Here is a 14,417-nt window from a genome sequence, read left to right on the forward strand (position 1 = left end):
TTAATAACGCACCAGATAAAGTAATAAGAGTCCCGTTGCCATGATGAAAAAGCCAAACCAGTGTAATTGCCGGTTGTCCAGTTCCAGCGCGGAACGTAATAATTTACGCCACAGCTCAGGGTTAAGAAAAGGCATCATGCCTTCAAATATCAGCATCAGGGCCAATGCGGCCCATAAGTCATTAAACATGGCGCTAATTGTACAAGTTAGTGGCGATTTTTCAAAGTTATCGTTTTGTTATGAGGCATTTTTTACTTCATCAAGCGGCTCATTGAACCGGCGGCAGTCCCAGTTCTTTAAGAAATGCATTGTGTGTTTCAGCGGCTTTTGTTACGCGCTTTTCTATCGCTTTCAACTCAGTGTTCACTAATTGCAAATCAACTTTCGGCTCAGGTTTGGCAGTGCTGACGTAGCGCGAAATATTGAGATTGTAATCATTCTTCTCAATTTCTTCCATCGAGACGCGACGAGAATAACGCACGGCTTCTTTGCGAAACTGATAAGTATCAACGATTCTTTCAATATCCCCCATCCCGCCGTCCGGCATTTCCTGCGTGGTTCGGAGACGATTTTGCCGTTTGCCCTTCTCAAAGTGCTCACTGGCATTGATGAACAGCACATCATCCGGCTTCTTGCAGCGTTTCAACACCAGAATGCAAACCGGGATGCCGGTGGAAAAAAACAGATTAGCGGGCAGGCCGATCACGGTGTCGATATGACCGTCTTGTAATAACTTGGTGCGGATGCGGGCTTCCGCGCCACCTCGGAACAACACGCCGTGGGGCAGAATAATCGCCATTACGCCGCTGTCACTCAAAAAATGAAAGCCGTGCAGCAGAAAAGCAAAATCGGCAGCGGATTTGGGAGCGAGACCATGATTTTTGAAACGGAAATCTTCGCCCAGCGTTGCCGACGGCTGCCAGCGGTAACTGAAAGGCGGATTGGCGACCACAGCATCAAATTGCAGCTTCTTCGCCGGGTTCATCTCATTGAGTATATCCCAGTCGTTATGCAGCGAGTCGCCGTGATGAATCTCGAACTCGGTATCTTTCATCCCGTGCAGCAGCATATTCATGCGCGCCAGGTTATAGGTGGTGATATTTTTTTCCTGCCCGTAAATCTTGCCAATACCGTGAGGGCCGATTTGCTTACGCACATTCAACAGCAAGGAGCCGGAACCACAGGCAAAATCGAATACCTTATTCAGTTTTTGTTTTGCGCCAGTCTTTGGCTCCTGGCTGTCCAGGGTGACGATGTTGGACAAAATGGTGGAAATTTGCTGCGGGGTATAGAACTCACCCGCCTTTTTACCGGAACCTGCGGCAAATTGACCAATCAGGTATTCATAAGCATCGCCAAGGATGTCGGTGTTGGTGCTGAAGCGGGCAATGCCATCGGCAATTTTTTTAATAATGCTACACAGTTTATCGTTGCGGACTTTCTGCGTCTTTCCCAACTTTTCCGAGTACAAGTTGATTTCAGAGAACAGACCTTGAAAGCTGCTGCCAAAGGAGCGTTCTTCAATGTACTTAAAGCCGTTATCAAGATTTATCAGCAAATCCGGGTGCTGGGTGCGCGCCATCTCATGAATGCTGCTCCACAGATATGGCGGCTCGATGACATAATGCACCTTGAGGCGCATTTGCTTCTCGAAGTCGCTGACATCCTCTGCATTTTCTTGATACCAGATTGCCAGCGGTGCGCGTTTGCCGTCCTCTTCCGGTGCGGGATAATCCCGCCCCAGCTCCTTCCGCGCCGCCGTTTCGTAGTTATCGGAGAGATAACGCAAAAACAGGAACGACAGCATATAATCGCGGAAATCATCGGCATTCATCGCGCCGCGTAAATCGTCGGCAATCGCCCAGAGGGTTTTGCCGAGTTGGTTGAGTTGTTCTTGGGTCATGGCGTGTGTTCCGTTTCAGCGTTTACAGTGGTTTTATCATTTAGATCGGTAGGTTGGGCTGAGGTACAAAGTCCAATATTTCAGGGATGTGTTGATGTTGGGCTGCCTTCGTCAGCGCCAAGCTACAGGCCAATTTACCACGTTGTATCATCCTTTCAGTGTTTTTTTGCCGCAGAAGTCGCACAATAACGCAGAAAAAGAAGCGGTTGCGATGAACGGAATCTTCTGCGTATTTCTGCGTTTTCAGCGGCAATAAATTATTCACCCATTTGCCTCCGGGGTGGGGAATAGCTGCTGCATCAGGCCTTTTTTGTGGGTTTTGAGGGTATCGATTTTTTCAGCCTGGGCGGTAATCAGCGCATCGAGGGAGGTGAGGCAATTGGCTATTTTTTGTTGTTCGAGACCACATGGAAACTTAATAGGGAGTTGGTGCAGAACTTTTCCTTGAATACCTTGCACAGTACTACCAATTGCCTTTGCCCTTAAAAGTCCTTGGAATTCACCTCCAAGCATGTAATATTTAAGATAATCGTTGCTTATGAAATCTCTACTCCTAAACTTGATAACTCGTTGTGCCAACGCAATATATTCTCTGTCGATCTGGGCTATATTTCCTAAAGGGGCTTCAGTAGTAATAAGCACATCACCTTTTTCCGGTTTTCCTTTTTTCATTACATTTTCATAATCGTTAGGTGATACATATTCCTTTGAAATATCATAGTCTATATAACCGTGCTTAATATTTTTTGCAGTCACCAAAAATATTCCATGTTCACATTTGGCTGGACTTCTACCTCTATAATCAACATATGTTGTTAATTCGTTTAGAGCCTTCTCATCCCACTCCCTCTGATCCCAAAACTCAGGAAAGCGGAGTTTGGGCAGGGTTTCGCCTTCGGCGGGGAAGAGTTGCTGCATCAGGCCTTTTTTATGGGTCTTGAGGGTGTCGAGTTTTTGGGTTTGGGCGGTGATCAGTTCGTCAATGGCGGTGAGGCAATCGGCGATTTTTTGTTGTTCTCGCGAAGTAGTTGGCAAAACCACTATTACCTGCTTTAGGTCCGTCTTATTTATTTTCGGATGTGCTCCGCCGCCAATTGCTTTAGCAATGCTATCTTGTCCATTTTCACTATCTAAAAGGTAGTAAATATAATTGCTACTCACATTTGTTTTAAACTTAATCATTATCATATTGGGAGCTAATGTTGCTGGCTTATCTACCATCGGCATTTGCCATACCTCTCCAACATTTGCGCCAATATTCGCTATTAAAAGTTCACCACCATGAAGAGCTGACTTTTTCAAAAAGTCATAGCTAGATTGAACAACATATTTTTGATCTTTGTGACCAAGACCTGCTCTTAGGTCACTAAGTCTGATGTAGTAAGCAAATTCATTTGTGTTGAGAATAACAACATTTTCCCTTAAGGATTGAAAACTTCCATTTGCAACGTAGTCGGTTACTATTGAAGCTACATCATTTATCTTGGCAAATTTCCATTCCTTATTTCCAAACTCAGGAAACCTTAACTCCGGCACCAAGCCCTTTTTCTCTGGTTTATTCATCGCTCTTCTCCAGTTCCTGCGCAAGCAGCTCATGCAGTTTGGCCTGCAATAGTTTTTTGTCCGGTAGTTGTAATTGATACTCGGCAATCAAAGTTGGCGAGAAGTTACGGGACAGGGTGTATTCCATTTTTCCCCGTCATAATGATTATAAGCTCTCCATAGAGTTATCTAACGCTAAACCCTCAATCCAGTTAAAATCTTTGTCAACAGAGGAATCATGAACATGGCTCTTTTGTTCTAAATAAAGCGTGTAATTAAGCAGTTCGCGTTGCAAGACCAATGGCAGGCTGGCGGCGTGTTGTTGTAGTTGTTCCAAAATAGCATTCATTCCGATGCTCCTTTTTTACGCTTGGTTTGATAAAGGTTTACCTGGTAAGTTTTAGCGTCTGATACAGTTATTACAAATTTTGCAACAATAGTTGTCTTTAGGAGTGAGAATTTTATAACTTCAGCAACCTGGCTGGTCTTTTCCTCCATTTTCTGCGTTGTGAAAACAGTTACATAGCTTGCTATGCGCCTGTTTTCACGCCTTGAAAATGAATAAAAATCCTGTGCCCAGTTTCTGCATTTATTTCATCCTCACTCCTTATAAGACATGGTGTATGGCTGGGTGTAATTCTCTCACCACTGGTGAGAGTTTTTCCAACCGACCAGTAGAGGTCAATCAGCGTAGTATTCACCTGTTGCAGCGCTTTTTGTCGTGCCTGTTGTATCTGTTTTAACAAGTCTTCAAATACTTTTTGCTGTCCTGTTGTCAGTGGTTCACTCATAAACCTCCAACCCCGAAATCTCGCGCCCGTCTGCGAGCTTTTGCAAATAGGGCAGGAGGTCTTCCATCAGTGCCAGCTCGACCACGCGCCGCGCTTTCCAGCCTAATTCCAGGGGGCTGAGCAGGTCGGTAAGCTGTTCGGCATCGAAAATCATGCGCGCTATAATGCCATCAACAAAGCTTTGCAGCGCATCGCCTGACAGTTCGTGTTTGGCGGCGATTCCAGCCAGGTCGGCGGCGGCCTTTTGGGTTTTGTAGTGCTGGTAGCCTTCGCGGATTTCACTTGTTTGCAGGGGTCTGTCGGTTGGCAGGCTGTAGATGTAGGGAATGATGTCATCACGTTCTGCTACCAGATTGGCATCGGCGCTGATCATGTCAACCACTTGCTGCCGTGACATTTTGGTCTTGCCGGTTGATTCAGTGGATTGGGCGAGCAGACCCATAATGTAGTCGTAATCAATGATACTGGAGGCGAACAGCACCAGGTCAAATTCCAGTTGCTCTACGGCCTCGTTTGTCTCCTTACCCTTGCCCTGTTTGCGCTTGAGTTCCAGCGCGGTGTCAAGATAGGCGGCTTTGAAGCTGCGCAATGTGTCGCTGGGCAGTTGCTGCTCAATGCTGTCTTGGCTCTGTTTGTCGAGGTCGGTGTATTGTTCCAGTTGAGTCTTGAGCCTTTGCACCGCCTTGAAGTGGTTGATAAATTCCGCCTTGGCGTTATCCCCCTTGAGGTTGTGCACTTGCGAAGGTTCGCATTCCAGCCCTTTGGATTGCATGAAGCTTTCCAACTGCCCCACGGCTTCCTGGTACTTTGCCACCACTTCGGGCGCGGGATCAACCAGCCAGACTTCCCGCGCCTTGTCTTTGGCTGCGCCGGAGAAGAGTTCAATGGCGCTATCCACTTCGTTCTCCTGATAGCGGAAGTCGAGAATATTACCCCAGGGCTTGCTGTCGTTGAGCACGCGGTTGGTGCGCGAGAAGGCTTGAATCAGGCCGTGGTGTTTGAGGTTTTTGTCCACGTACAGGGTGTTGAGATATTTGGAGTCGAAGCCGGTGAGCAGCATGTCCACCACGATGGTGATGTCAATTTTTTTACGGCGGGGATAGTCGGCATTGCTGTATTGCTGCTTCTTGATGCGCTGTTGCACGTTCTGATAATACAGGTCGAATTCATTAATGCTGTGATTGCTGTCATATTGCGCGTTGTAGTCGGCAATAATGGTCTTGAGTGCGGCTTTCTTTTGTTCCGGTGCTTGCTTGTTGTCTTCTTTTTCCTGGGTCAGGTCTTCCTGTAGCTGCTGCACGTCCTTGTTGCCTTCTGCCGGTGGCGAGAACACGCAGGCGATATGCAGCGGCTGGAAGTTTTTATCTGCGGCCTGTTTATCGGCCTGGAGGGTTTGGAACCGGGTGTAATATTCAATGGCGTGGTTGATGGAAGCGGTGGCGAGGATGGCGTTAAAGCGGCGCTGGTCGGTGGCGCTGTCGTGCTTTTCCAGTATGGCCTCAATGACGGCTTCCGGTGGTGGTGTTTGCCCATTTTGCGGTTTGTTATCACTATCCTTACCAAAATAATCAATGTGAAAACTCAGCACGTTTTTATCATCAATGGCGTGGGTGATGGTGTAGGCGTGCAATTCTTTTTCAAAGATTTTTTCAGTGGTGAGGTCATAGGCAACCGCTTTTCCGTCTTGCGCCGCCTCAGCGGTGTTGTCAACCCGCACATAACTGGCGTTTTCAGGAAAAATCGGTGTGCCGGTAAAACCAAACAGTTGCGCTTTGGGAAAAAAGGCTTTTATCGCCTTGTGGTTTTCGCCGAACTGGGAGCGGTGGCATTCGTCAAAAATAAACACCACGCGCTTGTCGCGCAGCGGTTCAAGGCGTTGCTTGTAGGTTTGTTTGCCTTCTTTTTGTTTCGCCTTGTTGCGCTTGCTGTTCTCATCCAGCGCCAAACCCAGTTTCTGGATGGTGGTGACGATTACCTTGTCGGCGTAGTCGTCGGACACCATGCGCCGTACCAGGGTTTCGGTGTTGGTGTTGTGCTCGACGCAGCCTGACTGGAATTTATTAAATTCTTCGCGGGTCTGGCGGTCGAGGTCTTTGCGATCCACCACGAACAGGCATTTTTCAATATCGGGGTTGTCTTTGAGCAGGGTTGAGGTCTTGAATGAGGTCAGGGTCTTGCCACTGCCGGTGGTGTGCCAGATATAGCCGTTGCCGCGATTCTGGTGAATGCATTCGATAATCGCCTTGACTGCGTAAATCTGGTAAGGGCGCATGATGAGGATTTTTTGCTCACTTTGCACCAGCACCATGTAGCGGCTGATTAACTGCCCCAGGCTGCACTTTTCCAGGAAGTCATCGGCAAATTCTTGCAGGTGGGTGATTTTGTTATTCTCTTTATCGGCGTGCTGGTAAATGGGCAAAAAGCGTTCTTTGGCGTTAAAACTGAAATGCTGGTCGCGGTTGTTGGCAAAATAGCGGGTGTCGGTTTCGTTACTAACGATGAACAACTGCATGAAACAGAGCAGGGTATTGCCGTAGCCGTTGCCGGGGTCGTTTTTGTAATCGACAATCTGCTCCATAGCGCGGCGGGGGCTGATTTGCAGGGTTTTTAGCTCGATTTGCACCAGTGGCAGGCCATTGATGAGCAAAATCACGTCATAACGGTGAAAACTGTTATCGGTGTTGATGCGAAGCTGGTTAATGACTTCAAAATCATTTTTACACCAGTCACGGAGATTAACCAGCATGTATTCCAGCGGGGTGCTATCTTCGCGGGTGAATTTGCCTTTCTCGCGCAGTACCTGGGAGGCGGTGAAGACATCGGCGCTCACGATTTCATCACGCAGGCGGGTGAACTCGGCATCCGTTAGATTGACCCGGTTCAGCGCCTCGAATTTCTGGCGGAAGTTTTGCTCAAGTGTGGCCTTGTCGCGGATGTCGTCGCGGTAGGTGTATTTGAGCGCCCTGAGCCTGTTGATTAATTGTTGCTCAATCTCTTTTTCTTTTAACATCATTATATTTAAACGGCTTGAGTAAAAAATACCATACGGTTACGTCCCTTGCTGTTTGCTTGATGTAGCGCCGTATTTGTATTTTTAAATAATGTATCAAGCGAACAGCTATTCTTCCCTTTCTGCGCAATACCACTGCTGATTGTGCAACTGAATCCCTGCTGAGGTGTAATTTTTATTTTAAGTTGGAAAATTATGGCATGAATTTTTTCAGCCAGACTGATTGCGTCTGCCTGTGTCGCCACTTGAAATAAAGTGGCAAACACTGCACCATCCATACGCCCTAAAATTGCATTATGCGGTAACAAGTGGGTAATAAACCAAATCACCCGCTTCAGCGCCTGCTCGCCTGCATAAGTACCATGCTGCTCGTTGATTGCCTGAAAAGCGTCAATGTTTAGTATCATCATAAACAACTGATTATCGGCTTTTGCATAGATATTCTGCGCCATTTCCATAAATGTTTGTTGATTGTAAGTACCCGTCAGTTTATCTCTGCTTGCCGTGAGCTTGAGTTCATGAAACATTTTCTGAAACTTGAGTTGGGCGCGTACCGTGTTAATAATTCCCTGGGCTTAAAAGGTTTGGTGACATAATCAAAGCCACCCATTTTATAAGCTTGTTCCATGCTTTCTTCATCATTTTTCACGGTAAAAAAAATTACCGGTATATCACGGGTTTTGTCATTGGCTTTCAGTCTTTCACAAACCTCAAAGCCACTCATAGTGGGCATGATGATATCCAGCAGAATGAGATCCACTGTTTTTTCTTCCACTATCGCTAATGCTGCTTCACCGCTGTTAACTGGGGTCACATCATAGTCTTTCAGAATAATCAGTAGAATATCAATATTGGCTTCAATATCATCTACCACCAGAATTTTGTTAAATGTTTGAGTTGCAAGCTGCATATTGCTTATCTCCAGTAATTATTTTCAACAACTGCTCAATGTGTTGGTAGTGTGAGCTTTTCCAATAAATTTTCCCGCACTGCTCACATTGATAAAAATCTTCATAATAACGCCGGGTTAATGGCGCAAGTTGTGCACTAATTTTGGCCTTGCTGACGCTCACTATATCACCATTACAACAACTACAACGGGTAAATCAGGCAACTTTACGATGCAGGTCAAAATTGTTGTATTACTTTGCTTCTGCTTGGGCAGGAAATCATTAAGGAGTGAGCATAAAAACGCAATTTAATCTGAGTTTGACGTAAGACTTTCATGCTTGAAACATCCAAATCCAGCACAAACAACCAAAAACTTAGCGTGAGATTTTGGCGACTTTCATCGCTATAAGCGATGAATGAAGCTTAAATCGAATTCAGGTTAATTTAATCTGAATCATTGTTATAGAATATTTTGTGTAGGTTTTTTGGTCAAAATCACCTGAGCCATATCCATGCCAGACCTAAACCCAGCGCAACCATTAAAACCACTAAAAATATTTGCCAGTGAAATTCTGGCGTGGGGTTTTTTAAGGCGGCAAATTCCCAGGATACCGTTTGTACTGAGGCATAACGTTGTCGCCAGTCAGGATGTTGCAGACGTTGCAGCACCTGACAGAATTTAGCCGATAATTTTACCCCCTGGGGTAAAACGCAGCGTTCATAAGGTGTTGCAATGGGGGTTTCACCCGTGAGCAGAAATACCAGGATTTTACCCAAGGCATACAAATCCGAGCTTGGGCGCACCGCGCCGCTGGATTGCTCAGGTGCCAGATAACCATAACTGCCTGCCGTGCCAGTGGTGTTGCCTGTGTTTTGTTGCTTGCTCATTTCCTGCGCCGCACCAAAATCAATCAGACTGATGTGACCCTGTTTACTGAGCAACAAATTATCGGGGGTAAGATCCTGATGAACCACGGGCGGCATAAAACCATGCAGATATTCCAGAATGTCGCAAATTTGCAAGGCAATATCCAATACTTCATCAACCTGGAATTTACGTCCACCGTGTACCCATTGCAACAGGCTTTTACCCGGTATCTGTGATTGCACCAGATAGGCTTGTTTCGCGGCAGCATCTTCAAAACCCTGATAATCAATCAGACGGGGAACCCGTGGGTGATGCAGCAGGCCTAATAAATGGGCTTCCCGCGCCAGTAATTCACGGCAGCGCGGGGCATTGGCGGTGTTATAGGCCAGTAATTTAATAATGCAGGGCTGCTTTTTAACCTGATCGAATGCTTGCCAGGTGCTGTGTTCCCGACTGTCTCGAATTTTTTGTTGCAGTTGAAAGCGCTCACCTAAAATACTGGCTTGTGGTGTTTGTATCTCATTCATCCATGCGTTCCACAACTAAATCGGTATCCTGGATACCAGTGATTTTAACGACCGTATCCACAGGCAAATCCTCACCGCGTACCCGCCAGAAACTATCATCAAGTTTAACCCGGCCTCGACCATTAATAATGGCTTTTTCAAGTTTGCACACGCGCCCGATAAATTGCGCCTGACGTTGATTGAGCAAAGGTTGCTCGCTTTGGATAGGATTTTTATATAAATAAAGACGTCCCAGTACCATGCTGGCAATAGCAAATAAGGACAGTAATAATAATTGAAATTGTATGGACAGAGGAATAAATACCAGCAATAAACCCACCAGACTGGCAGCAACGGCAATCCCCAGAAACAAAGCACCCGGTAAAAATGCTTCCAGTGCCAAACACAGCAGTGCAATCGTCCACCAGTGCCAGAATGTCAGTTCCATTATTTATCCTTTATGCGTTCAGCTTAAAAGCAGTTGATTAATCATCATTGTGTTGCAGGATGATAGAGTATGTCAAATACTTCGCTCTAAAGGGGGCAATGGGTTTTATATTGGCGAAAGCACCTGCGTCATTAGCATAAATCCACCCAAAACCCAGTAGCTGCGCTATAATAGCCCATTTTTTCCATTATTGCGGTTTCCCTCAACCATACTCTATGCGTCTGCACCAAATTAAATTAGCGGGTTTTAAGTCTTTTGTAGACGCAACCACCATTTCCTTTCCCAGTAACCGCGTTGGCGTGGTCGGGCCTAATGGCTGCGGCAAATCCAATGTGATTGACGCTGTGCGTTGGGTGATGGGGGAAAGCTCGGCGAAAACCCTGCGCGGCGCATCTATGGCGGATGTTATTTTTAATGGCTCACGCACCCGCCCCAAAGCCAGTTTTGCAGAAATTGAACTGGTTTTTAGTGAAGCCGATTTACCGCAATATCCTGATATGCCGGAAATCGGCATCAAACGCCGCCTGGGGCGGGATAATAAATCCCAGTATTTTCTCAACGGGGTAAAATGCCGACGTAAAGACATTACCAGCATCTTCCTCGGCACCGGCCTGGGGCCGCGCAGTTATTCCATTATTGAACAGGGCATGATTTCCCGCTTTATTGAAGCGAAACCGGAAGAACTGCGTATGTTTCTGGAAGAAGCGGCGGGGGTGTCACGCTATAAGGAGAAACGCCGGGAAACCGAACTGCGCTTACAGCATACCCAGGATAATATGGATCGCCTGTCCGATTTACGTGTGGAAATGGACAAGCAGGTGGACAAACTGCGGCGGCAGGTACGTGCAGCGGAAAAATACAAACAACTCAAAGAAGCCGAGCAATTGCTCAAAGGCCAGTTACTGGCTATGCGCTGGCGTAATTACAATGATTCAGTCAGCGGTCAGGAACAAACCATTCAGGTTCAGGCACAGACCTTATCTGAATATCAGATGCGCCTGAGCGAGTTGGAAGAATTGCATGGCAGCAGCCGGGAAACTTACGCCCAGGCCAATCTCCAGTTTAATGATCTGCAAGCCAGTTATTACGCGCATCAATCAGACATTGAGCGCATGGCACAAAGCATGGAGCATTCCAAGGAAAAACAGGATCAACTAAGCTGGGATTTGGAACAGGCACAAAACCAACTGACGGAAACCCGTACCACCCGCGATGCCGATGAAAGCCGCCTGGTGGCGCTGGAAACCGATATTTTTGCCGCAGAAGCGCAATTAGAAGAGATTTCCATGTCGGTGCAAGGAGCCAGCGAAACCCTGGAAGCCGCACAGGATACCCTGCAAACCGTAGAAATCCGTTGGGAAAGCTTAAACCAGCAACTGGCCCAGCCCACTGAGCAGATTCAGGTACAGCAAACCCGGATTCAAAGCCTGAGCCAGAATCTGGAAAATAATCGTATGCGCCTGCAACGTCTGGAGCAGGAAAACGGTGAACTGGACTTGCAAAGTCTGGAAAGTGAACTGGCGGAGCTTAATCAGCAGGTGATAGAACTGGAATCCATGCTGGAAGACCGGCAAATGGAACTGGGCAACCAACTGGAAGCCATTTTATTACAGCGCGAGCAAAACGAAGAATACAACGAAGCCCTGCATCAGCAACAATCCCAATTGCAACAGGCGCAGGGGCGTTTATCCGGCCTCGAAGCCATGCAGGAAGCCGCGCTGGGTAAAAATCGCGAAGAACTGGATGAATGGCTGGTGGAGCGTAATCTGCACAAAGACCTGCCACGTCTGGCGCAATTGCTGGAAGTGGAACAGGGCTGGGAACGGGCGGTGGAAACCGTGCTCGACACCCGTCTGGAAGCCTTGTGCATTGAAGATTTAAGCGCATTGACTGCACAGCTTGACAGTTTGCCGCAAGATCAGCTTACAGTCATTGATACCAATATTCCGGTGAATGCCATGCAGCCTCACCCGGAAGCCAAGCCGCTGGCGGATAAAATCAAAACTGACTGGGATTCACATTCGCTGCTGGCGGGGATTTATGTGGCGGATAATCTGCACGAAGCCCTGCAACTGCGCGCCCAGTTAGCCCCTTATGAATCAGTGATTACTGCGCAGGGTTTATGGCTGGGCACCAACTGGCTGAGCATTACCGAAGATCGCGATCAACGCGCCGGGGTATTCGCTCGTGAGCAGGACATACGGCAACTGCAAAAAGCCATAGAAACCCTGGAAAATCAAGTCACGGAAAATACTGAAACCCTGAAATCAGGCCGGGAAACGCTGGAACAACAGGAAACGGGTCGTGAGCAGCTACAGCAGCAGATTAACCAGACCCAGCAGCAACTGAGCCAGCTCAAAGCCAGTCATGGCGGACACAGCGCGCGCCTGGAGCAAATGGGGCTGCGCGCACGGCAATTGCTGGGCGAACATAGCGAACTCAGCAACGCTATTGAAGAAGACGACATGGCGGTGCAGGAAGCCAGAGAACAACTGGAAATAGCGCAAAGTACGCAGGAAGAACTTCTGCTGGAACGGGAAAACCTCACCAGCGAGCGTAATCGGCAGCGGGAATTGGTTGAGCAGCACCGCGCCTTATGGCAAAACACGCGAGAAAGCGAGCAGCAAACCCAATCCCAGGTACAAACCCTGAGTGCGCAGGTCAGCCACTTAAAAGAAAGCATGGAACGCCTGCAAAACCAAATAACGGACTTGCAGGAAAAAATTCAGGATTTACAGGACAATCTGCAACAAGCACAACCGCTGGATGATCATCGGGCTGAATATGAATTAAAACTGGCAGCGCATGAAGCATTGGAAAACCAGGTAAAACAGCAGAAAGAACAAGTGCAGCAACTGGAAAGCCAGTTACGCCAGTATGAAGAAGAACAGCGCCAGATAGAAGGTCAGAGTACGGCAGTGCGCGCCACCCTGGAAAAAATACGGCTGGAACATCAAACCGGCAGCGTGCGCAGACAAACCGTAGAAGAGCAACTGGCGGAAACCGATTATGATGTGGAAACCCTGCTGGCGGAATTGCCGGAAGAAGCCAATGAAGAAGTCTGGCAGGAAGGCATAGAAACCCTGGAAAAGAAAATTCTGAAACTGGGTTCTATTAACCTCGCGGCACTGGAAGAATACGAAGAACAAAGAGATCGCCAGACCTATTTGCAGGAACAACAAGACGACATCTTTAAAGCCAAGCAGATGCTGGAAGATGCGATTATGGAAATTGATACGGAAACCCGCACCCTGTTGCATAATACGCTGGATACCATTAACAGCGGCTTTCAGGCGATGTTCCCGCGTTTATTCGGTGGCGGTCAGGCCAACTTACGCCTGCTGGGGGAAGATATACTGGCCTCTGGTATTGCGGTGATGGCGCGTCCACCCGGCAAACGCAACAGCTCCATTCATTTGCTCTCCGGTGGAGAAAAAGCCCTGACTGCCGTGGCGCTGGTATTTGCAATTTTTGAGTTAAATCCCGCGCCGTTTTGTATGCTGGATGAAGTGGACGCGCCGCTGGATGATACTAACGTCAGCCGTTTTTGCAATCTGGTCACGCACATGTCCGAGCATGTACAATTTATTTTTATTTCGCACAATAAAGTGGCGATGGAAATGGCGGATCAACTTATCGGTGTGACCATGCAGGAACCGGGCGTTTCGCGCTCGGTGGCGGTGGATATTGATCTGGCGGTGGAAATGGCAGAGATGTAAGCTTCTCTGGTTATCTACTACGCATGGAAGCAGGACTCAGGCTGATGAGGTGGCGCTCAGCATCCAGTCCGGGAATGTTCAGTGCTTCAATAGAGAGTTCATCCTGCGCTACGGACAGGTGTTGCAGTTCTTCCTCTGGTATTTTACCTTTCATGGCTATCATCAGCCCATTGCTTGCGCAATGCGGTTGTGCATCCTGGTAAAATTGTCGTAAACTGCTGTAAGCACGGCTGATGACAATATCAAAATGGTTTTTCCCAGCCTGCCATTGCTCAATTCTTTGATGTTCCACAGTGACATTTTTTAACCCCAGTTGGGCAACCGCCTGTACCAGAAAACGGGTTTTTTTGCTGTTGCTGTCCAGTAGCGTCAATCTCCAATCCGAACGCGCCAGGGCCAGGATTAAACCGGGAATACCCGCGCCTGTCCCAATATCAAGAATGCTCAGTTGAGCCTTATGGCGCTTGTCCAGCGTGGGTAAAACCACCAGCGCATCCTGCACATGGTGGGAAATCATTTTTTCACGTTCCCGGATTGCCGTCAGATTATAGGTACGGTTCCATTTTTCCAGCAGATCCAGATACTGTGACAGGTGTTGTACGATATTTTCTGGTAAATCCAGTTGCAGCATGGCAACTGCCTTGGCTAATGATAATGACATCCTTCATATCTCAATTAACAAATTTCTGTATTATGAAAACAGTTACATAGCTTGCTATGCGCCTGTTTTCATGCCTTG

At 47.5% G+C, this 14,417-nt stretch carries 14 protein-coding genes and 1 pseudogene; 1 reads left to right on the top strand and 14 read right to left on the bottom strand.

Going from position 1 to position 14,417, the window contains the following annotated elements; all coding sequences use genetic code 11:
* From QUF61_RS11465 to QUF61_RS11520, 13 genes and pseudogenes are all read right to left on the bottom strand, one after another.
* Nucleotides 1–189, bottom strand: a complete 189-nt coding sequence (locus tag QUF61_RS11465) for a DUF2065 domain-containing protein (RefSeq protein ID WP_103921813.1) — start codon at nucleotides 187–189, stop codon at nucleotides 1–3.
* 79 nt (nucleotides 190–268) lie between these two features.
* Complete coding sequence (locus tag QUF61_RS11470; protein WP_103921814.1) at nucleotides 269–1,903, bottom strand: type I restriction-modification system subunit M; 1,635 nt, start codon at nucleotides 1,901–1,903, stop codon at nucleotides 269–271.
* 40 nt (nucleotides 1,904–1,943) lie between these two features.
* The gene (locus tag QUF61_RS11475) at nucleotides 1,944–2,168 is read right to left on the bottom strand and encodes a hypothetical protein (protein ID WP_103918331.1); all 225 of its coding nucleotides are present in this window, start codon (nucleotides 2,166–2,168) and stop codon (nucleotides 1,944–1,946) included.
* Nucleotides 2,165–3,466 carry a restriction endonuclease subunit S gene (locus QUF61_RS11480; protein ID WP_289681777.1) on the bottom strand — a complete coding sequence of 434 codons (1,302 nt, stop codon included), beginning with the start codon at nucleotides 3,464–3,466 and terminating at the stop codon, nucleotides 2,165–2,167. The genes QUF61_RS11475 and QUF61_RS11480 overlap by 4 nt, the downstream gene beginning before the upstream one ends.
* Nucleotides 3,459–3,593: a hypothetical protein gene (locus QUF61_RS11485; RefSeq protein WP_286019527.1), complete on the bottom strand. Its 135-nt coding sequence runs from the start codon at nucleotides 3,591–3,593 to the stop codon at nucleotides 3,459–3,461. The genes QUF61_RS11480 and QUF61_RS11485 overlap by 8 nt, the downstream gene beginning before the upstream one ends.
* Nucleotides 3,594–3,611: 18 nt before the next feature.
* The gene (locus tag QUF61_RS11490; protein WP_289681778.1) at nucleotides 3,612–3,794 is read right to left on the bottom strand and encodes a hypothetical protein; all 183 of its coding nucleotides are present in this window, start codon (nucleotides 3,792–3,794) and stop codon (nucleotides 3,612–3,614) included.
* A 181-nt stretch (nucleotides 3,795–3,975) separates the two neighbouring features.
* Nucleotides 3,976–4,236, bottom strand: a complete 261-nt coding sequence (locus QUF61_RS11495; RefSeq protein ID WP_289681779.1) for a DUF1016 N-terminal domain-containing protein — start codon at nucleotides 4,234–4,236, stop codon at nucleotides 3,976–3,978.
* Nucleotides 4,229–7,249, bottom strand: coding sequence for a type I restriction endonuclease subunit R (locus QUF61_RS11500; RefSeq protein ID WP_289681780.1), 3,021 nt, complete (start codon nucleotides 7,247–7,249; stop codon nucleotides 4,229–4,231). Before QUF61_RS11500 ends, QUF61_RS11495 begins: the two co-directional genes overlap by 8 nt.
* A 5-nt stretch (nucleotides 7,250–7,254) precedes the next feature.
* Nucleotides 7,255–7,773 (bottom strand): GGDEF domain-containing protein, encoded by a 519-nt coding sequence (locus QUF61_RS11505; protein WP_289681781.1) that lies wholly within the window; start codon nucleotides 7,771–7,773, stop codon nucleotides 7,255–7,257.
* The gene (locus QUF61_RS11510; RefSeq protein ID WP_289681782.1) at nucleotides 7,731–8,156 is read right to left on the bottom strand and encodes a response regulator; all 426 of its coding nucleotides are present in this window, start codon (nucleotides 8,154–8,156) and stop codon (nucleotides 7,731–7,733) included. Before QUF61_RS11510 ends, QUF61_RS11505 begins: the two co-directional genes overlap by 43 nt.
* Nucleotides 8,131–8,340: pseudogene (locus QUF61_RS18225) on the bottom strand (Mut7-C RNAse domain-containing protein); the annotation flags it as partial. The pseudogene QUF61_RS18225 and the gene QUF61_RS11510, both read right to left, overlap by 26 nt.
* 292 nt (nucleotides 8,341–8,632) lie before the next feature.
* Entirely contained in the window at nucleotides 8,633–9,532 is a 900-nt protein-coding gene (locus tag QUF61_RS11515; RefSeq protein WP_289681784.1) for a serine/threonine protein kinase, read from the bottom strand.
* Entirely contained in the window at nucleotides 9,525–9,959 is a 435-nt protein-coding gene (locus QUF61_RS11520) for an NfeD family protein (RefSeq protein ID WP_103921822.1), read from the bottom strand. The genes QUF61_RS11515 and QUF61_RS11520 overlap by 8 nt, the downstream gene beginning before the upstream one ends.
* Before the next feature lie 215 nt (nucleotides 9,960–10,174).
* Between QUF61_RS11520 and smc the strand changes: the two genes are divergently transcribed.
* Nucleotides 10,175–13,678: a chromosome segregation protein SMC gene (smc, locus tag QUF61_RS11525; RefSeq protein WP_289681785.1), complete on the top strand. Its 3,504-nt coding sequence runs from the start codon at nucleotides 10,175–10,177 to the stop codon at nucleotides 13,676–13,678.
* A 10-nt stretch (nucleotides 13,679–13,688) separates the two neighbouring features.
* On the opposite strand, the gene rsmG is transcribed toward smc, so the two are convergent.
* The gene (gene rsmG, locus QUF61_RS11530) at nucleotides 13,689–14,339 is read right to left on the bottom strand and encodes a 16S rRNA (guanine(527)-N(7))-methyltransferase RsmG (protein ID WP_289681787.1); all 651 of its coding nucleotides are present in this window, start codon (nucleotides 14,337–14,339) and stop codon (nucleotides 13,689–13,691) included.
* Nucleotides 14,340–14,417 lie beyond the last annotated feature (78 nt).

Origin of the sequence: Candidatus Venteria ishoeyi, from assembly GCF_030378065.1 — a bacterium.
GTDB classification, from domain to species: domain Bacteria; phylum Pseudomonadota; class Gammaproteobacteria; order Beggiatoales; family Beggiatoaceae; genus Venteria; species Venteria ishoeyi.